This is a genomic window from Acidovorax sp., assembly GCF_047607405.1.
In the GTDB taxonomy this organism is placed as follows: Bacteria; Pseudomonadota; Gammaproteobacteria; order Burkholderiales; family Burkholderiaceae_C; genus Acidovorax.
Map to the genome: position 1 here is coordinate 21,011 of NZ_JASGDA010000037.1, position 18,086 is coordinate 39,096.

15 protein-coding genes are annotated in these 18,086 nt (G+C 69.3%); 5 read left to right on the top strand and 10 right to left on the bottom strand.

Features of this window, described 5'->3' with window-relative positions; genetic code table 11:
- The first annotated feature begins 35 nt into the window (after nucleotides 1–35).
- Nucleotides 36–1,019, top strand: a complete 984-nt coding sequence (locus QM569_RS04520; RefSeq protein WP_414986033.1) for a quinone oxidoreductase family protein — start codon at nucleotides 36–38, stop codon at nucleotides 1,017–1,019.
- The gene (locus QM569_RS04525) at nucleotides 1,016–1,819 is read left to right on the top strand and encodes an NUDIX hydrolase (protein WP_414986034.1); all 804 of its coding nucleotides are present in this window, start codon (nucleotides 1,016–1,018) and stop codon (nucleotides 1,817–1,819) included. Before QM569_RS04520 ends, QM569_RS04525 begins: the two co-directional genes overlap by 4 nt.
- Here the strand turns inward: QM569_RS04525 and QM569_RS04530 are convergent.
- The gene (locus tag QM569_RS04530; RefSeq protein WP_414986035.1) at nucleotides 1,773–2,804 is read right to left on the bottom strand and encodes an NAD-dependent epimerase/dehydratase family protein; all 1,032 of its coding nucleotides are present in this window, start codon (nucleotides 2,802–2,804) and stop codon (nucleotides 1,773–1,775) included. The two genes, QM569_RS04525 and QM569_RS04530, sit on opposite strands and share 47 nt — an antisense overlap.
- 98 nt (nucleotides 2,805–2,902) lie before the next feature.
- On the opposite strand from QM569_RS04530, the gene QM569_RS04535 reads away from it, so the two are divergent.
- Entirely contained in the window at nucleotides 2,903–3,820 is a 918-nt protein-coding gene (locus QM569_RS04535; protein WP_414986036.1) for a LysR family transcriptional regulator, read from the top strand.
- A gap of 49 nt (nucleotides 3,821–3,869) precedes the next feature.
- On the opposite strand, the gene QM569_RS04540 is transcribed toward QM569_RS04535, so the two are convergent.
- From QM569_RS04540 to QM569_RS04555, 4 genes are all read right to left on the bottom strand, one after another.
- A complete protein-coding gene (locus QM569_RS04540) occupies nucleotides 3,870–5,519 on the bottom strand; it encodes a Na/Pi cotransporter family protein (RefSeq protein ID WP_414986037.1) in 1,650 nt (549 codons plus the stop codon).
- Between the two features lie 69 nt (nucleotides 5,520–5,588).
- Nucleotides 5,589–6,083 carry a signal peptidase II gene (gene lspA / locus QM569_RS04545; RefSeq protein ID WP_414986038.1) on the bottom strand — a complete coding sequence of 165 codons (495 nt, stop codon included), beginning with the start codon at nucleotides 6,081–6,083 and terminating at the stop codon, nucleotides 5,589–5,591.
- The gene (gene ileS / locus QM569_RS04550; protein ID WP_414986039.1) at nucleotides 6,084–8,930 is read right to left on the bottom strand and encodes an isoleucine--tRNA ligase; all 2,847 of its coding nucleotides are present in this window, start codon (nucleotides 8,928–8,930) and stop codon (nucleotides 6,084–6,086) included. It abuts the gene before it with no gap.
- 84 nt (nucleotides 8,931–9,014) lie between these two features.
- On the bottom strand, nucleotides 9,015–10,013 hold the full coding sequence (locus tag QM569_RS04555) for a bifunctional riboflavin kinase/FAD synthetase (protein WP_414986040.1): 999 nt from the start codon (nucleotides 10,011–10,013) through the stop codon (nucleotides 9,015–9,017).
- A 112-nt stretch (nucleotides 10,014–10,125) separates the two neighbouring features.
- Between QM569_RS04555 and QM569_RS04560 the strand changes: the two genes are divergently transcribed.
- Nucleotides 10,126–10,683: an HNH endonuclease gene (locus tag QM569_RS04560; RefSeq protein ID WP_414986041.1), complete on the top strand. Its 558-nt coding sequence runs from the start codon at nucleotides 10,126–10,128 to the stop codon at nucleotides 10,681–10,683.
- A gap of 39 nt (nucleotides 10,684–10,722) precedes the next feature.
- Here the strand turns inward: QM569_RS04560 and QM569_RS04565 are convergent, their stop codons facing one another.
- The 3 genes from QM569_RS04565 to QM569_RS04575 form a co-directional block, all read right to left on the bottom strand.
- Entirely contained in the window at nucleotides 10,723–11,361 is a 639-nt protein-coding gene (locus QM569_RS04565) for a DUF937 domain-containing protein (protein WP_414986042.1), read from the bottom strand.
- A gap of 162 nt (nucleotides 11,362–11,523) precedes the next feature.
- Entirely contained in the window at nucleotides 11,524–12,639 is a 1,116-nt protein-coding gene (locus QM569_RS04570) for an acyl-CoA dehydrogenase family protein (protein ID WP_414986043.1), read from the bottom strand.
- Between the two features lie 12 nt (nucleotides 12,640–12,651).
- Nucleotides 12,652–13,833, bottom strand: coding sequence for an acyl-CoA dehydrogenase family protein (locus QM569_RS04575; protein WP_414986044.1), 1,182 nt, complete (start codon nucleotides 13,831–13,833; stop codon nucleotides 12,652–12,654).
- Between the two features lie 123 nt (nucleotides 13,834–13,956).
- On the opposite strand from QM569_RS04575, the gene purN reads away from it, so the two are divergent.
- Nucleotides 13,957–14,538: a phosphoribosylglycinamide formyltransferase gene (gene purN, locus QM569_RS04580; RefSeq protein WP_414986045.1), complete on the top strand. Its 582-nt coding sequence runs from the start codon at nucleotides 13,957–13,959 to the stop codon at nucleotides 14,536–14,538.
- A 27-nt stretch (nucleotides 14,539–14,565) separates the two neighbouring features.
- On the opposite strand, the gene QM569_RS04585 is transcribed toward purN, so the two are convergent.
- Nucleotides 14,566–15,471, bottom strand: coding sequence for a transglutaminase family protein (locus QM569_RS04585; protein WP_414986046.1), 906 nt, complete (start codon nucleotides 15,469–15,471; stop codon nucleotides 14,566–14,568).
- A 4-nt stretch (nucleotides 15,472–15,475) separates the two neighbouring features.
- Complete coding sequence (locus tag QM569_RS04590) at nucleotides 15,476–18,076, bottom strand: circularly permuted type 2 ATP-grasp protein (protein ID WP_414986047.1); 2,601 nt, start codon at nucleotides 18,074–18,076, stop codon at nucleotides 15,476–15,478.
- Nucleotides 18,077–18,086 lie beyond the last annotated feature (10 nt).

The following is an 18,086-nucleotide window of genomic DNA, read 5'->3' on the forward strand; positions in this document are numbered from 1 at the left end:
GCCGCCGTTTCTGTTTCATTTGGAGCCCTGTTGCCATGAGCCTCGCCGTCCAGATCCGCCAGCCCGGCGGCCCCGAAGAACTCCGCCTCGTCGATGTCGCGGTGGGCGAACCCGGCCCGGGCGAAATCCGCATCCGCCACCGCGCCATCGGCCTGAACTTCATCGATGTCTATCACCGCACGGGCCTGTACCCTTTGAGCCTGCCCGCCACCATCGGCATGGAGGCCGCAGGCGTGGTTGAGGCCGTGGGCGAGGGTGTCACGCACCTGGCGCCCGGCGACCGCGCCGCCTACGCCAGCCAGCCGCCCGGCGCCTACTGCGAGGCGCGCGTGATGCCCGCCCGATGCGTGTGCAAGCTGCCCGACGCCATCAGCTTCGAGACCGGCGCGGCCATGATGCTCAAGGGCCTGACGGCGCAGTACCTGCTGAAAAGAACCCTGCCCGTGGAAGGCTTGCAGCCGGGCGACCACGTGCTCTTTCACGCCGCCGCCGGGGGTGTGGGCCTGATCGCCACGCAGTGGGCCCGGGCCCTGGGCCTCTCGCTCATCGCCACGGCGGGCAGCGACGCCAAGTGCCAGCTGGCGCTGGACAACGGCGCGGCGCACGCCATCAACTACGCCCAAGAGGACTTCGCCGCCCGCGTGAAGGAGATCACCGGGGGCAAGGGCGTGAAGGTGGTCTATGACAGCGTGGGCAAGGACACCTGGGACAAGTCGCTGGACTGCCTGCGCCCCTTCGGCCTGATGGCGAGCTTCGGCAACGCATCCGGCCCCGTGCCGCCGTTCGCGCCCGGCGTGCTGGGCGGCAAGGGCTCGCTCTACGTCACGCGCCAGACGCTGTTCACCCACATCGCCACGCGCGAGGCCACGCAGGCCATGGCGGATGATCTGTTCGCCGTGGTCGCCAGCGGGCGGGTTTTGATCCACATCGCCCAGCGCTACCCGCTGGCCGAGGTGCAGCAGGCCCACCGCGACCTGGAAGCGCGCAAGACCACCGGCTCCACCATCCTCACGCTGTGACGGGCTTCGACCGCTGGCTGGCCGAGGCCCGGCAATCCGCCCGCCAACCCCCCGCGCGGCCACGCCAGCCGCTCGTGGTGGTCGGGCACGAAGTGGGCTCGGTGGAAGACGGGTTTTTAAGCCAAATCGGCCTCCAGCGCTTATTGGACAAGCGCTGGCAGCTATCAAAAAACGAGCAATCCTGGTGCCTGGACGTGCCGCCCGAGGCCGCCACCGAGGCCCTGAACGCCCTGGCCGCCGCCCTGCACGCGCAGGGCCTGTGCGGCCCTTGGCGCAACGAGCAGCTGGCCGTGTGCAACCCGGCGGGCGACGTGATCGGCACCGTGGAGCGCGGCGCGGTGCGCGTGCTGGGCATCGCCACGCGGGCCGTGCATCTGGTGGGCCTGGCGCCCGATGGCCGCATGTGGGTGCAAAAGCGTTCGCTGACCAAGCCCACCGACCCCGGCTTGTGGGACACGCTGATGGGCGGCATGGTCCCGGCTGCCGACTCCCTGCACGACGCCCTGGCGCGCGAGACCTGGGAAGAAGCGGGCCTGCACGTGGACGCGCTGGCGGACCTGCGGCACGGCGGCCACGTGGACTTCAGCCGCCCCAGCCGCGAGGGCGGCGGCGCGGGCTATATGCGCGAGCGCATCGACTGGTTCCGCGCCGAGGTGCCCCACGGCATGGAGCCGTGCAACCAGGACGGCGAGGTGGAGCGCTTCGACCTGCTGCCGATGACTGCCGTGCGCGAGCAGGTGGCGCAGGGCCTGTTCACGCTGGAAGCCGGGCTGGTGATCGCGGCGTTCCTGGGGCTGTAGCCGCAGGTGCAGGCAGGCAGCCCAGGCCCTGCAGCGTGGTTTGCACGGCCTCGTCCAGCGGCGTGTGCGGCTCCGCGCCCAGCACGGCGCACAGGGCGTCGTTGGCCATGCCCACGGGCTGCTGCCACAGGTAGCGCATCTCGCGCAGTTCGCGCAAGGTGGGCGCCAGCGGCGCGGCCAGCGCGGTCAGCCACCACGGGAACGCGCGCACCCGGGGCTGCGCGCCGCCGCTGCGCACCACGGCGCGGACTATGGCGGCGGCCATCTGCGTGCCGTCCGCGTCCCAGTGCCCGGCCATGTGGAAGGGCGCGAAGGCGGGCAGGGCGGCGCGGCGCTCCAGCAGCAGCACCATGGTGCGCGCCACGTCGGGCAGGTACGACCACTGGTGGCCCACGCCCGGCTGGCCGGGCTGGAGTACCGTGGCGACGGGCCGCCCGGGCTTGACCAGGCCCTGTGCGAACCAGCTATTGCCCACCTGGGGGCCGAAGAAGTCGCCCGCCCGCACGATGATCATGCGGCAGCCGCCCGCATCGGCCGCCTGCTGCAAACGCCGCTCCAACTCCACGCGCACGGCGCCCTTGCGGGTGCGGGGGCGCTGCGGGGAATCCTCGCGCAGCACCGGGAAGGCATCGGGCCCGTAGTTGTAGACCGTGCCGGGCAGCACCACCGTGGCGCCCGCCGCCGTGGCGGCCGCGATGGTGTTGTCGATCATGGGCAGCACCAGTTCGCTCCAGCGCCGGTAGCCGGGCGGGTTGACGGCATGCACGATGGCGTCGCAGCCCTGGGCGGCGGCCACCACGTCCTCGCGCCGCAGGGCGTCGCCGCGCACCCAGGCCATGCCGTCGCGCCGCTCGCCGCCCGGGGCCGCGTGGCGGTGCAGCGCGTACACGTCCCAGCCCTGGTCGCGCAGTTGCCGCGCCACCTCGCCGCCGATGCCCCCGGTCGCGCCGAGGACCAGGACCTTTCTGTTGTTGCCGTTTGCCATGGATTGCTTTCTGAAGGGGGTTGCGATGCCTGGCAGTGTCGGCGCGTTGGCCGTGCAATGGAATTGCTGAAAATCGCCGCGTAGCTATACATTTATGTATGACTCAAACCCTGGACAACCCGCGCATCGGCTGGGAGCTGGTGCGCTCCTACCTGGCCGTGCTGCAAGAGGGCTCGCTGTCCGGCGCGGCCCGCGCGCTGGACGTGACCCAGCCCACCGTGGGCCGCCACGTCGCCGCGCTGGAGCAGGCCCTGGGCCTGGCGCTGTTCACCCGCTCGCAGCAGGGCCTGCTGCCCACCGAGGCGGCGCTGGCGCTGCGCCCGCACGCCGAGGCCATGGGCCATTCGGCGGCGGCCCTGGTGCGCACCGCCAGCGGCCATGGCGACGGCGTGCGCGGCACGGTGCGCGTCACGGCCAGCGAGGTGATGGGCGCCGAGGTGCTGCCGCCGATCCTGGCGCGGCTGCAGGACGTACACCCGGCGCTCCGGGTGGAGCTGGTGTTGAGCAACCGCGTGCAGGACCTGCTGCAGCGCGAGGCCGACATCGCCATCCGCATGACCGAGCCCCGGCAGGACGCCCTGGTCGCCCGGCGCGTGGGCCGCGTGGAACTGGGCCTGCACGCCCACCCCCGCTACCTGCAGGCGCACGGTACGCCCGCCGCCCTGGCGGAGCTGCGGCACCACCGGCTGATCGGCTTCGACACCGAAACGCCCTTCGTGCGCGCGGCGCAAAAAGCCGTGCCCGCCTGGCTGCGCGACCACTTCGCCGTGCGCAGCGACAGCGACCTGGCGCAACTGGCCTTCATCCGCGCGGGCGGCGGCATCGGCGTGTGCCAGACGCGGCTGGCGCGGCGCGCCCCGGCGCTGGTGCGCCTGCTGCCCGGCGAGTTCGCGCTGGGGCTGGACACCTGGGTGGTGATGCACGAGGACCTGCGCGCCAGCCCCCGCTGCAAGCGCGCGTTCGACGCTCTGGTGCAGGGGCTGCAGCAGTACGTGGACGGCGAGGATGCTACTTGATTGATAGCTGCCTGCGCTTGCTGCATAAGCGCTGGCGGCCAAAAAGACCTTAAACCTGATCCACCGTGGGCCGCAGCCGGCTGGGCGCCAGCGCCCCCGCCGATTCGAGAATGGGGTAGGCCACGGAGCACAGCAGCGAGTTGATGCGCTTGAGTTCGCTGATGAGGTCGATGTGCAGCGAACTCGTCTCGATGCTCTGCACCGTCTTGTCCGACAGCCGCGCCAGGTGCGTGGCCGAATAGGCGCGCTCCAGGTCGCGAAAGCGCGCCTTTTCTTCCAGCAGCTTCTGCGCGTCGCGCACGTTGCCGTTCAAAAACACGCTCATCGCCAGCCGCAGGTTGTCGATCAGGCGCGCGTGCAGCTCGTTGATCTCGTCCATGCCCGCCTCGGAGAACTGGCGGCCCTTCCTGATCTTCTTGTCCTCGATGTCGATCAGCACGCGCTCGATGATGTCGCCCACCTGCTCCATGTTGATGGTGAAGCTGATGATGTCCGTCCAGCGGCGGCTCTCGGCCTCGCCCAGCGCCTCGCGCGAGATCTTGGTCAGGTAGTACTTGATGGACGAGTACAGCCCGTCCACCTCGTCGTCCATCTTGCGCAGGCGCTCGGCCAATTGCAGGTCGTTCTTCTTGATCACGTCGAGCACGCCGCGCAGCATGGTCTCCACCACGTCGGCCTGGTGCAGCGCCTCGCGCGCCGCGCACGATATGGCCAGCGACGGCGTGGACAGGGCCGAAGGGTCGAGGTGGTGCGGCCGCTGGTCCTGCGCGCCCGTGGGCTGCGGCAGCAGGTGCGCCACCCAGCGCGCCACCCACTGCGTGAAGCCGATGAAGCCCACGCTGATGATGACGTTGTAGCCCAGGTGGAACAGCACCACGCCCTGGGCCGTGCCCGGCATGTAGGGCTGCACGTGGCGCAGCCACAGGCCGATGAAGGGCGCCACCAGCAGCACGCCCAGCAGCTTGAAGACCATGTTGCCCACCGTCACCCGCCGCACCTCGATGGCCGACTTGGCGGTGGTCAGCACCGCCAGCAGGCCGCTGCCCAGGTTGGCGCCCAGCACCAGGCCCAGGGCCACGTCCAGCGGCACCACGCTGGAGGCGGCCATGGCCGCGATCAGCAGCACGATGGCCAGGCTGGAATAAGCCAGCACCGCCAGCAGCGCGCCCAGCACGATCTCCATCACGATGTCGCTGCTGACCGAGCCCAGCATGGCGCGGATGACGGGCGAGGCCAGCATGGGGCCGCTGGCCTGCACCACCATCTCCAGCGCCAGCAGCATCAGCCCCAGGCCGATGAGCGCATGCCCCAGGTGCCCGGCGGTGGTGGCCTGGCGCGATATGAACAGCACCACGCCCACGAAGATGAACAGCGGCGACAGCCACGACAGGTCGAACGAGAACAGCACCGACATCAGCGCCGTGCCCACGTCCGCGCCGCGCATCACCGCCAGCGCGGCGGGCAGGGTGATGAGCCCCTGGCCCACGAAGGACGAGGTCATGAGCGAGGTGGCCGTGCTGGACTGCACCAGCGCCGTCACCCCCATGCCCGTGAGCGCCGCCGTGAAGCGGTTGCCCATGCTGCGGGCCAGGATGGCGCGCAGCTTGGCGCCGAACACGCGCAGCACGCCCGTGCGCACGAGGTGCGTTCCCCAGACCAGCAGCGCCACGGCTGCCAGCAGGTTCAAGAGGTGTTTCATGCAGGATCGGAGAGAGGTTCTTGTGTCACAAAACTGACACAGAAGCATACTCCCGATTCGATAGCAGCGTTACCGCTCGCGCCGCACCCTCAGCAGTTCGTCCAGGATCAGGCAGGCCGCCCCCATGGTGATGGCCGAGTCGGCGATGTTGAACGCCGGAAAGTGCCAGCCCGCCGCGTGGAAGTCCAGAAAGTCCACCACGTAGCCGTGCATCATGCGGTCCACCACGTTGCCCACCGCGCCGCCCAGGATGCTCGACAGGGCGAAGCAAAACATCTTCTGCCCCGGGTGCGCGCGCAGCTGCCACACGATGAACAGGGTGGCCGCCGCGCCGATGCCCGTGAACAGCCAGCGCTGCCAGCCGCCCGCGTCGGCGAGGAACGAGAACGCGGCCCCCGTGTTGTGCGCCCGCACGATGTTGAAGAAGCTGGTGACGGGCGTGGCGTCGCCCAGCTGGTAGTAGCCTAGGATCAGCGTCTTGGTGAACTGGTCCAGGATCAGGACGACGACGGCCCAGCCCAGCCAGGGCCACATGCCGGGAGCAGAGGAGGACGTGCGCGCCATTTATGCAAACTCCCGTGGCTCGCCCGCACCGAACAGGTTGCTGGTGCAGCGGCCGCACAGCGTGGGGTGGGCGGCGTCCTGGCCCACCTCGGGGCGGTAGTGCCAGCAGCGCTCGCATTTGGTGTCAGAACTGGCTCTGACGCTTATCTGGAGGGCGCTACCAGCTACCAATTCAATAGCGGACGTGATGAACACGAACTTCAGGTCGTCGCCCAGGCTGGCGAGCAGCGCGTGGTCCTCGGGTGCTGCCGCCAGCGTGACCACGGCCTGCAGCGACGAGCCCACGGCGCCGGTGGCGCGCACGGCCTCGATCTCCTTGTTCACCGCGTCGCGGATTGCGCGCAGGCGCTCCCACTTGGCGGCCAGGCCCTCGTCGGCCGTGGGGATGGTCTGGTAGGTTTCCAGGAAGATGGTGTCGGACGTGCCGAACACCTTCCAGGCTTCTTCCGCCGTGAACGAGAGGAACGGCGCCATCCAGCGCAGCATGGCGTGCGTGATCTGGTGGAGCGCGGTCTGGGCGCTGCGGCGCGCGAGGCTCTTCTCCGCAGTGGTGTAGAGCCGGTCCTTGAGCACGTCGAGGTAGAAGCCGCCCAAATCCTCGGAGCAGTAGAGCTGCAGCTTGGCGACCACGGGGTGGAATTCATACACCTTGTAGTGCGCCAGGATGTCCTGCTGCAAGGCCGCTGCGCGCGAGAGCGCGTAGCGGTCGATCTCCAGCATCTGCGCAAACGGCACGGCGTCCTTCGCGGGGTCGAAGTCGCTCACGTTGGCGAGCAAAAAGCGCAGCGTGTTGCGGATGCGGCGGTAGCTGTCCACCACGCGGGCGAGGATCTTGTCGTCGATGGCGAGGTCGCCCGAATAGTCGGTGGACGCGCACCACAGGCGGATGATCTCCGCGCCCAGCTTGCCGCTCACCTCTTGCGGTGAGACGGTGTTGCCCAGCGACTTGCTCATCTTCTTGCCCTGGCCGTCCACGGTGAAGCCGTGCGTGAGCAGCCCGCGATAAGGCGCGCGCCCGAAGATGGCCGAGGCCAGCAGCAGCGATGAGTGGAACCAGCCCCGGTGCTGGTCGTGCCCTTCCAGGTACAGGTCGGCCTCGGGGCCTTCGTCGTGGTGCATGCCCGCGTGCGTGCCGCGCATCACGTGCCAGAAGGTGGAGCCGGAGTCGAACCACACTTCGAGGATGTCGGTGCTCTTGGTGTAGTGCTTGGCGTCCTCGGCGCCCAGGATTTCTTCCGCCGTCACGCGGCTCCAGGCTTCGATGCCGCCTTGTTCGACGATGTCCGCCGCCTGGTCGATGATTTCCATCGTGCGCGGGTGCAGCTCGCCCGAATCGGTGTGCAAGAAGAACGGGATCGGCACGCCCCACGAGCGCTGGCGCGAGATGCACCAGTCGGGCCGCCCGGCGATCATGTCGCGCAGGCGGGCCTTGCCGTTCTCGGGGTAAAAGCGCGTGTGCTCGATGGCATCCAAGGCGATCTGGCGCAGCGTCTGCGCGGGCTTCTGCGCCGGGTCGGTGAACACGCCCTCGCCCTCGTCCATGCGCACGAACCACTGCGCTGCGGCGCGGTAGATCACGGGCGTCTTGTGGCGCCAGCAGTGCGGGTAGCTGTGGGTGATGGCCTGCGTGCCCATCAGGCGGCCCGCGACCTTGAGCGCGTCGATGATGACCGGCACGGCCTTCCAGATGTGCTGGCCGCCGAACAGCGGGAAGTCCGCCGCGTAGGTGCCGTTGCCCTGCACGGGGTTCAGGATGTCCTCGTATTTCAGGCCGTTCGCCACGCAGGAGTTGAAGTCGTCCACGCCATACGCGGGCGACGAATGCACGATACCCGTGCCGTCGTCCGCCGTGGCGTAGTCGGCCAGATAGACGGGCGAGAAGCGGTCGTAGCCCTTGTCGGCTTGGGCCAGGGGGTGCTTGAAATTGATGTGGTCGAGCCTGGCGCCCACGGCGGTGGCGACCACGCTGCCGGTGATGCCCCAGCGCTCCAGGCACTTGTCCACCAGCGCGCTCGCCACGATGACCAGGCCGCGCTCGGTGTCCACCAGGCTGTACTCCAGCGCGGGGTTCACGTTCAGCGCCTGGTTGGCGGGGATGGTCCACGCGGTGGTCGTCCAGATCACGGCGAAGGCGGGCTTGGCCAAAGCGGGCAGGCCGAACGCGGCGGCGAGCTTGTCCGGCTCGGCGGCGGGGAACATCACGTCCAGCGTCTGGCTGCCCTTGTCCGCGTATTCGATCTCGAACTCGGCCAGCGACGAGGCGCAGTCGAAGCACCAGTACACGGGCTTGAGGCCGCGATAGACGAAGCCGCGCTCCATCACCTTCTTGAGCGCGCGCAGCTCGCCCGCCTCGCTCGCGTAGTTCATGGTCTTGTAGGGGTTGTCCCATTCGCCCAGCACGCCCAGGCGCTTGAAGTCCGCCATCTGCTGCGCGATCTGCTCGGTGGCGAAGGCGCGGCCCCGGGCCTGCATCTCGTCGCGCGGCAGGTTGCGACCATGCAGCTTCTCGATGGCGTTCTCGATGGGCAGGCCGTGGCAGTCCCAGCCGGGGGTGTAGAGCGCGTCGAAGCCTTCGAGCTGGCGCGCCTTGGTGATCATGTCCTTCAGGATCTTGTTCACCGCGTGGCCGATGTGCAGCTGCCCATTGGCATACGGCGGGCCGTCGTGCAGGATGAACTTGGGCGCATTGCGCCGCGCGTCGCGCAGCTTTTTATAGATGCCCTTGTCGTCCCACTCCTGGGCCCAGCCCGGCTCGCGCTTGGGCAGGTCGCCGCGCATGGGGAAGGGCGTGTCGGGCATGTTCAGCGTGGCGCGGTAGCCGCTGGCGGGGGTGGGTTTTTCAGACATAAAAGACCTTGTGGGCCGCTTGCAACAGGCGCGAGCAGCTATTGAATCAGGAGCGTTTGAGAGACGGCGGCAGCAGGCGCCGCGTCAAATTCGGTCGCGCGTGGTCTGGCGGCGGGTGGATGCGAAGTACGCGCGGGCGTCGTCGCAGTCGCGGGCGATGCCAGCGGTCAGGGCGTCGAGGCTGTCGTATTTGCGCTCGTCGTGCAGTTTGTGCAGGAGTTCCACGCGCACGATTTTACCGTAGGCCCCCTCGGCGCCCAGGTGGGCGGGCCAGTCCAGGCAATGCGTTTCGAGCAGCACGCGCCCGCCGTTCACGTCGGCAGGGTCCAGCGAAGGGCGCACGCCCAGGTTGGCCACGCCGGGCAAGGGTTCATCGGCAAGCCCATGCACCCGCACCGCAAAGATGCCGCTGGCGGCGGGTTTCCAGTGCGCAAAGCGCAGGTTCAGCGTGCGAAAGCCCAGGCCGCGCCCCAGCTTGCGCCCATGCACCACGTGGCCGCTGATGGCATAGGGGCGGCCCAGCAGGCGAGCGGCGGCGTCCATGTCGCCACGCGCCAGGGCCTCGCGCACGGCGGAGCTGGACACGCGCAGGCCGTGTACCTCGTAGCTGTTCATGCGCGCCACGTCGAAGCCGCGCTCGCCTCCGGCGGCGTCGAGCATCGCGTAGTCGCCCGCGCGCTGCGCACCGAAGCGGAAGTCGTCGCCCACCAGCACGTAGCGCGCGCCCAGGCCCCGCACCAGCACCTCGTCGATGAACGCCTCGGGCGGCAGCGCCGCGAGCCGCTCGTTGAACGGCAGCACCACGGCCTGCTGCACGCCGCAGCGCGCCAGTTCGCAGAGCTTGTCGCGCAGCGTGCCGATGCGGGCGGGGGCCAGCTCGGGGCGCTTGTGCCGGCCCGCGAAGTAGTCGCGCGGGTGCGGCTCGAAGGTCAGCGCGCAGCTCGGCACGCCGCGCTGCTGCGCCTCGCCGTTCAAGAGCGCCAGCATGGCCTGGTGGCCCCGGTGTACGCCGTCGAAGTTGCCGATCGTGAGGGCGCAGGCCCGCGCCACGCCAGGGTGGTTGAAGCCACGGAAAATCTTCATTGGGTGCTTCTTGTTTTATAGCTGCCTGCGCTTGTCCATCAAGCGCTGGAGGCTTATTTCATATGAAAAGTGTATATTGTGCGTCAGCGTTCCCATTCACAGGAGGCGTTTCGTGAAAGTCTTGAAGCTGTCGGCCCAGGGGCTGCCGCAATCGTGGATTTCGCTGGAGCAGGCCGTCACGCACTACGCGGCGGGCGAGGTGCGCTGGGAGCTGGGCGCCCAGGTCGCGCGGTTCCGGGGCGGGCACAACGCCATCACGGGAGAGCAGTCGGTGATCGCGGTCAACAGCATCATCGGCACCAAGGGCGTGCCGCGCATCAACCCGTTCGACCTCAAGCCCGGCCTCACCAACGCCAAGCTCTTCGCGCGCGACCGCAACGTCTGCGCCTACTGCGGCGGGCGCTTTCATGAGGACGACCTCACGCGCGAGCACATCCTGCCCTTCGCGCGCAACGGGCAGGACCACTGGATGAACGTCGTCACCGCCTGCCGCCCCTGCAACCACCGCAAGGGCCCGCGCACGCCCGAGCAGGCGCACATGCCGCTGCTCTACGCCCCCTACGTGCCCAGCCTGTGGGAAGACTTCATCCTGCGCAACCGGCGCATCCTGGCCGACCAGATGGAGTTTCTGATGGCGCACGTGCCCCGGTCGTCGCGGCTGTTGAGCTGACTGGACGCGGGGTTTCTTTTTTGACGGAGAAGGGCTGGTTCAGCGCCGCCCGCCCAGCAGCCCCGCGCCCAGCTTGAACAGGTCGCCCGCGTCGAGCTGCCCGTCGCCGTTCTGGTCGAGCAGACTGCCCAGCAGGCCGCCGCCCAGGCCACCTTGCTGCTGCACCTGGGCGCGCTCCTGGCCCAGGGTCTGGCCCAGGGCGGAGGCGTCCAGGTTGCCGGACTTGACGTGGTTGGCCAGGTAGGCCATGACGATGGGCGCCAGCATGGCGAGCAGCTGGCCCGCGTTGGCGCCCAGGCCGGTGGCCTGGCCGAGCTGGCTTTCGGCGCGCTGCCGGTTGCCGCCGAGGATGTGGCCCAGGATGGCCGCGCCGTCGCCCAGGCCGCCGCTGCGGCTGCCGCCACCGCCGCCGAGCACGGAGCCCAGCAGGTCGCCCAGGCCGCCCAGCCCCTGGGGCATGGCCTGGCTGTGGTCGCGTTCCAGCGCGCCGAACAGGGCGGCTGCGCCTTGCGGCTGTGATGCGTTGTGGCCCAGCGCGCCCAGCAGCAGCGGCAGGGCGGCGCCGACGGCGGACTGGATTTGCTGGGTGTCGGCGCCGAGCTGCTGCGCCATCTGCTGCATGGGGGCGCCCTGGAGCTGGCCCAGCAGGTCATCGACCATGGATTGCTGTGTGTTCATGCGAGTGTCCTCTTGCCGTGGTGCCTAACGAAAGGCCCAGTATGCATGCCCGGCGGGCCGTCGGGTGCCGCAGCGGGAGTCGTGACAGTTTTTCACATTGAAGCGATAAAAAGCCCCGAAGGCGCTGGGCCTGCGGGGCTTTTTGCGGTGGAGGCGGGTCGCTCAGGCGAACACGCCCGCCGTGTCCTGCATGCGCTCGCTGACTTCGCCCAGGTGGTGCAGCGTGTCGCCAAACGTCATTTCGAGCTGCGTGAGCTTCTTGAAATAGTGGCTCACTATGTACTCGTCCGTCACGCCGATGCCGCCGTGCATCTGCACGGCCTGCTGGCCCACGAAGCGCATGGACTGGCCGAGCTGCACCTTGGCGCGGGCGATGGCGCGGCGGCGTTCTTCGGTGGGGGCGCCGAGCTTGAGGCTTGCGTAGTAGCTCATCGAGCGGGCCAGCTCCAGCTGCATCTTCAGATCGGCCGCGCGGTGGCGCAGCGCCTGGAAGCTGGCGATGGGCACGCCGAACTGCTTGCGCTGGTTCAGGTAGTCGAAGGTGGCTGCGGCGGTCTTGTCCATCACGCCCACGGCTTCGGCGCACAGGGCGGCGATGCCGGTGTCCACGGCCAGCTCCAGGGCGGCCAGGCCGTCGGTGGTGACGAGGGTGGCGGGGGTGTTGGTCAGGCGCAGGTCGCTGGCGCGGCTGCCGTCCTGGGTGAGGTAGCCGCGCGTGGTGACGCCGCCGGCGCTGCGCTCGACCAGGAACATGCAGAGCTTGCCGTCGAATTCGGCGGGCACCAGGTAGGCGTCGGCCTTGTCGCCGGCGGGCACGATGTTCTTGATGCCCGTGAGCGCGTAGCCCGAGTGGTTCTTGGTGGCCTTGGTCTCGCACACGTCGAGCTTGTAGCGCGCCTTGCGCTCCACCTGGGCGAGCACGACCAGGGCTTCGCCGCTGGCGATGCGGGGCAGCCAGGCGGCCTTGACGTCATCGGGGGCGTACTGCGTGAGCACGCTGCTGGCGATGAACGCGTGGGACAGCGGCTCCATCACGATGCCGCGGCCCAGCTCCTCCATGACGACCATCGCGTCGATGGCGCCCAGGCCCATGCCGCCGTGCTCCTCGGGCACCGTGAGGGCCGTCAGGCCCAGCTCGGCCAGTTCGGTGTACACGGCACGGTCGAACCCGCCCGCGGCGACGATGCCGCGGCGGCGTTCGAACGTGTAGCCTTTTTCGACCCACTTGCGGGCGGCGTCGCGCAGCTGCTGCTGGTCGTCGGAAAAATCGAAATCCATGTCTGTATCTCCTTAGCCCAGCACGGTTTGCGCCACGATGTTGCGCTGCACTTCGTTGGAGCCGCCGTAAATCGTGGTCTTGCGCAGGTTGAAATAGGTGGAGGCGAGCGGCGCGTTCGCCACGGAGCCGCCGGGGAAGACGCCCTGGTAGCCAGCGGCCATCGCCTCTTCGATGAAGGGGAGGCTGTAGGGGCCTGCGGCCAGCATCATCAGCTCGGCATAGCGCTGCTGGATCTCGCTGCCCTTGATCTTGAGCAGGCCCGCGATGTCCAGCGAGTTCTTGCCGCTCTTCTCGGCGGAGAGCACGCGCAGCACCAGCATTTCGAGCGCGACGATGTCCACTTCGAGCAGCGCGATCTGGTCGCGAAAGCGCTGGTCGTCCCACATGCCTTCGGCCTTGGCGATGCGTTTGAGGCGCTCCAGCTCGCGCTTGCTGCGGTTCACGTCGGCGATGTTGGTGCGCTCGTGGGAGAGCAGGTGCTTGGCGTACGTCCAGCCCTTGTTCTCCTCGCCGATCAGGTTCTCGGCGGGCACCTCGACGTTGTCGAAGAAGACTTCGTTGACCTCGCACTCGCCGTCGAGCAGCTTGATTGGGCGCACCGTGACGCCGGGCGACTTCATGTCCAGCAGCAGGAAGGAGATGCCGGTCTGCGGCTTGCCCTCGTTGCTGGTGCGCACCAGGTTGAACATCCAGTCGCCGTGCTGACCCAGGGTCGTCCAGGTCTTCTGGCCGTTGACGATGTACTTGTCGCCCACGCGCTCGGCGCGGGTCTTGACGGATGCCAGGTCCGAGCCCGAGCCGGGTTCGGAATAGCCCTGGCTCCACCAGACTTCGCCGCTGGCGATGCCGGGCAAGAAGCGCTCTTGCTGCTCCTTGTTGCCGAAGGCCATGATGACGGGCGCCACCATCACGGGGCCGAAGGGAATGATGCGCGGCGCACCGGCCAGCGCGCATTCTTCTTCGAACAAGTGCTTTTGCACGGCGGTCCAGCCGGGGCCGCCGAACTCCTTGGGCCAGCCAAAGCCCAGCCAGCCTTTCTTGCCGAGGATCTTGGCCCAGCCCTGAAGGTCGTCGCGGGTCAGGCGCAGGGCGTTGTGGACCTTGTGGGCGGTTTCGGGGGGAAGGTTGGCGCGGACCCAGGCGCGAATTTCTTCGCGGAAGGCCTGCTCTTCGGGGGTGAAGGTGAGATCCATGGTCGGTGTGTCTCCAGTGAAGTGCCCGATTGCAGCACGGGCGTTCTTTTATTTCTGTCCGGGTGGCGACATGCCCGGTTGGGCGCACAGGCTGGCGGGCACGGCGGGGATAATTCGCGGCAAATGAAAAACATCGTGATTCTGATCTCTGGCGGCGGCTCCAACATGGCGGCCATCGTGCGCGCGGCGCAGCAGGAGAACTGGGCCCAGCGCCACGGCGCCCGCGTGGTGGCGGTCGTCAGCAACCGGGCCGACGCGGGCGGACTGGTCTTTGCGAAGGAGCAGGGCATCGCCACCGAGGTGTTGGACCACAAGGGCTTTGCCAGCCGCGAGGCGTTCGACGAGGCGCTGGCGGCGCTCATCGACCGGCACGCCCCCGCGCTGGTGGTGCTGGCCGGGTTCATGCGCATCCTCACGCCCGGCTTCGTGGCGCGCTACGCGGGGCGGCTGGTCAACATCCACCCCTCGCTGCTGCCCGCGTTCACGGGCCTGCACACGCACCAGCGCGCCATCGACGCGGGCTGCAAGTTCGCGGGCGTGACGGTACACCAGGTGACGGCGGAGCTGGACGTGGGCCCCATCCTCGACCAGGCCGTGGTGCCCGTGCTGCCGGGCGACACGGCCGAGACGCTGGCGGCGCGCGTGCTCACGCAGGAGCACGTGATCTACCCGCGCGCCGTGCGGGCGCTGATCTCTCAAATTTGATAGCTACAAGTGCTTGTTGGATAAGCGCTAGAGGCTGTTTTTGACCATAACCGGCCCCGCCACGGGCTCGACGGTCACGGCCACGTGCGGGACGTGGTGGTCGCCGCCGTGGATCACGCCGCGCAGTGGTGACACGTCGGAGAAGTCGCGCCCCAGGGCCAGCGTCACGTAGTCCGCGCCCGCCGCACGGTCGTTGGTGGGGTCCAGGCCGAACCATTCGCCGTCCGGCTCGCCCGGCAGCCACACGGACACCCAGGCGTGCGAGGCGTCGGCCCCCACCAGCCGGGGCTGGCCTGGGGGCGGTTCGGTGAGCAGGTAGCCGCTGACGTAGCGCGCGGCCAGGCCCATGCCGCGCAGGCAGCCGATCATGACGTGGGCGAAGTCCTGGCACACGCCCCGGCGCAGCCGCAGCGATTCCAGGGCGGGCGTGCTGGCGTCCGTGGCCTGCGCGGCGTATTCAAAGTCGGCATGGATGCGCGACATCAGGTCGCGCGCGGCGTCCATCAGCGGGCGGCCTGCCGCAAAGCTGGGCCGGGCGTAGGCCACGAAGTCGTCGTGCCGGGGCACGTAGGGCGAGGGGAAAGCGAATTCCGCCGCGCTTTCGTAGGGCGCGCCACGGCGGTAGCGCAGGCTCTCGCGCACGGCTTCCCACGGCGGGCCGGGGGGCGGGGCGGGGGGCGCCAGGGTTTCGAGCAGGCTTTCGGCGCGCACGTGCAGCAGCGCGTGCGTGAAAGGCAGGCTGAAGCAGGCGCGCGTGTTGCCGAACACGTCTTCGGCCACATCGCATTGCAGCGGCTTGGGCTCTATTTGCAGCGTGTGGGACAGCAGTTGCTGCGCGCCGTCGCTGCGGGGGCGCAGGTGGGCCAGGTGCAGGGCGTTCTTGACCGCCGGGGTGTAGTGGTAGGTGGTCTCGTGGATGACGCGCAGGCGCATGGTTTCAAGCCCCCACGCTGTGCCGCGTGGCGTCGGCGGAATGGGTGAAGTAGCGCGTCGCCAGCGTGTCCGACAGTTGCCACACGCCCTGCGTGCAGGCCGCGAGGTGGTGCGCCAGCACGGCGTGGCGGCCCTGGGCGTCCTGCGCGCACAGGGCGTCCAGCGTGAGGTCGATGGCGGGAATGGCGGTGGTCGCCGTCTCGGTGGGCGCACCGGCGGCGGCCTCGATCTTGGCGATGCGCCCCAGCAGGGTCTTGGCCACCCAGGCCAGCGAGCGCGGGTTGTCGGGGTCCAGCACCAGCAGGTCGAGCAGCGCGGGCAGGTCGCGCCGCTGCTGGTACTGGGCGTGAAAGGTGATGGTGCTGTCGAACAGCACCAGCAGGGCCTCGAAGCCGCCCTCGTCGTGTACGGCGCCGGTGGCCAGGCCCTGCGCCAGCGCACCGGCCAGGAAGCCCAGGCGTTCCAGGTGGCGGCCTATGGACAGCATGCGCCAGCCGTCGTCGCGCGTCATGCGGTCGGTCTGTTCGCCGGTCATGGCCGCCATGCGGCCGATGAGCGACTCCAGCAGGCGCAGCGCCTCCAGCGGCGAATATTCGCTGGCGTCGCCGCCCGGGGCGTGGGTGAAGAAGTCGGCCTCGGCGCGCACGATGAGGTTCCAGTACTCCTGCGACAGCCGGTCGCGCACGGCGGACGCAGCGCCCAGGACGCCGCGCAGGTTGTAGCCCACGCTGGTGGCCTGTTCGTCGCCCGCCAGCCCTGCGATCAGCGCGCGCTCGAACACGCGGCGGGCCTGGGTGGCGGGGGGCACACCGGGCAGCACCATGCCTTGCTCCCTGGCCAGGGCGGAGAGCCAGGCCAGCAGCGGCTGCGAGGTCTGGTCCTCGCCGTTGAGGCATTGCAGCGCGATGCGCGCCAGGCGCGTGGTGTTCTCGGTGCGCTCGGTGTAGCGGCCCAGCCAGAACAGGTTCTCTGCCGCGCGGCTGGTCACCTGGCGGCTGCGCTGCACGGCGGCGGGCGCGGCCTGGCGCGGGGGCAGCAAGGTGGTGGTGTCCACGGGGCCGCTGGTTTGCACCCACACGTCGGCGCTGCTGCCGCCGCGCTGCATGGACGCGATCTCGCGGTCGTCCGTCGCGATGCGCGCCAGTCCGCCCGGCAGCACGCGCCAGGAGCGCGGGCCGTCGCTCACCGCGAACACGCGCAGCATGACCGAACGCGGCTCGATGTGGCTGCCGCGCTGGCTGCCCTGCAAACTGGTTCGCCACGTGGGCATCTGCGACAGCGGCAAGTGGGCCTGCACCGTGTATTCGTCGCCCTGGCGCGCGATGCGGCTGGACCATTCGCCCAGCTCCAGTTGCGACAGCGCTCCGCACAGCACCGGTGCCTGCTGGCGGCCGCCGGGCCAGGTGGGGCGGATGACGCTGTGCGCCAGCCGGGGCAGCACGTCCTGCATGGCTGTGCGCTCGCCGCACCACCAGGTGGGCAGCGACGGCAGGGACAGCTCCTCGCCCAGCAAATGTTGTGACAGCGCGGGCATGAAGCCCAGCAAGGCCGACGACTCCAGGAAGGCCGAGCCGGGCGCGTTGGCCACCAGCACGTTGCCCGCGCGGATGACCTGCAGCAGACCGGGCACGCCCAGGCGCGAGTCGCTGCGCAGCTCCAGCGGGTCGAGGAACTCGTCGTCCAGGCGCTTGAGGATGCCATGCACGGGCTGCAGGCCGTGCAGGGTCTTGAGGTACAGCCGGTCGTCGCGCACCGTGAGATCGCTGCCTTCCACCAGCGCCAGGCCCAGGTAGCGCGCCAGGTAGGCGTGCTCGAAGTACGTCTCGTTGTACGGCCCGGGCGTGAGCAGCACGATGCGCGCCTGCGCACCTTCCGGGCTCATCTGGCGCAGGCCGTCGAGCAGGGCGCTGTAGGTGGCGGCCAGGCGCTGCACCTGCATGCGGCGGAACGCCTCGGGGAACAGGCGCGAGATGAGCAAACGGTTTTCCAGCAGGTAACCCAGGCCCGACGGCGCCTGCGTGCGCTGGGTGACCACCCACCAGTCGCCCTGTGCGTCGCGGGCCATGTCGAAGGCGGCGATGTGCAGGTGCGTGCCGCCCACGGGCTTGGCGCCGTGCATGGCGCGCAGGTAGCCGGGGTGGCCGTGTACCAGCGCGCTGGGCAGCAGGCCGTGCCGCAGCAGGTCCTGCGGGCCGTACACGTCGGCCATGACGCTGTCGAGCAGGCGTGCGCGCTGCAGCACGCCGGTTTCGATGCGCGCCCAGTCGGCGGCCGAGAGGATGAGCGGGAACAGGTCCACCGACCAGGGCCGCTGCGGCCCGCCCGCGTCGGCATAGACGTTGTAGGTGATGCCGTTGTCGCGCACCTGGCGCTGCAGGATCTGCGTGCGGCGATCCAGGTCCTGGAAGCCCTCTGGCCCCAGATTATCGAAAAAAGTGCCCCAGGCGCTTGCCAGACCTGGGCTGGCAGCTATGGAAAAAGGAGCATCCGGGGCGGCAGCGCCGCGCAGCTCGTCAAAGTGCCCGGGCGCGGCGGAAGGCGCCAGTGCGGACGCCAGGCTGGCGGCGGTCTCTGGCAAGTCGGGGGTTTGGGGGGCAGTGTCCACCGGCCAAATG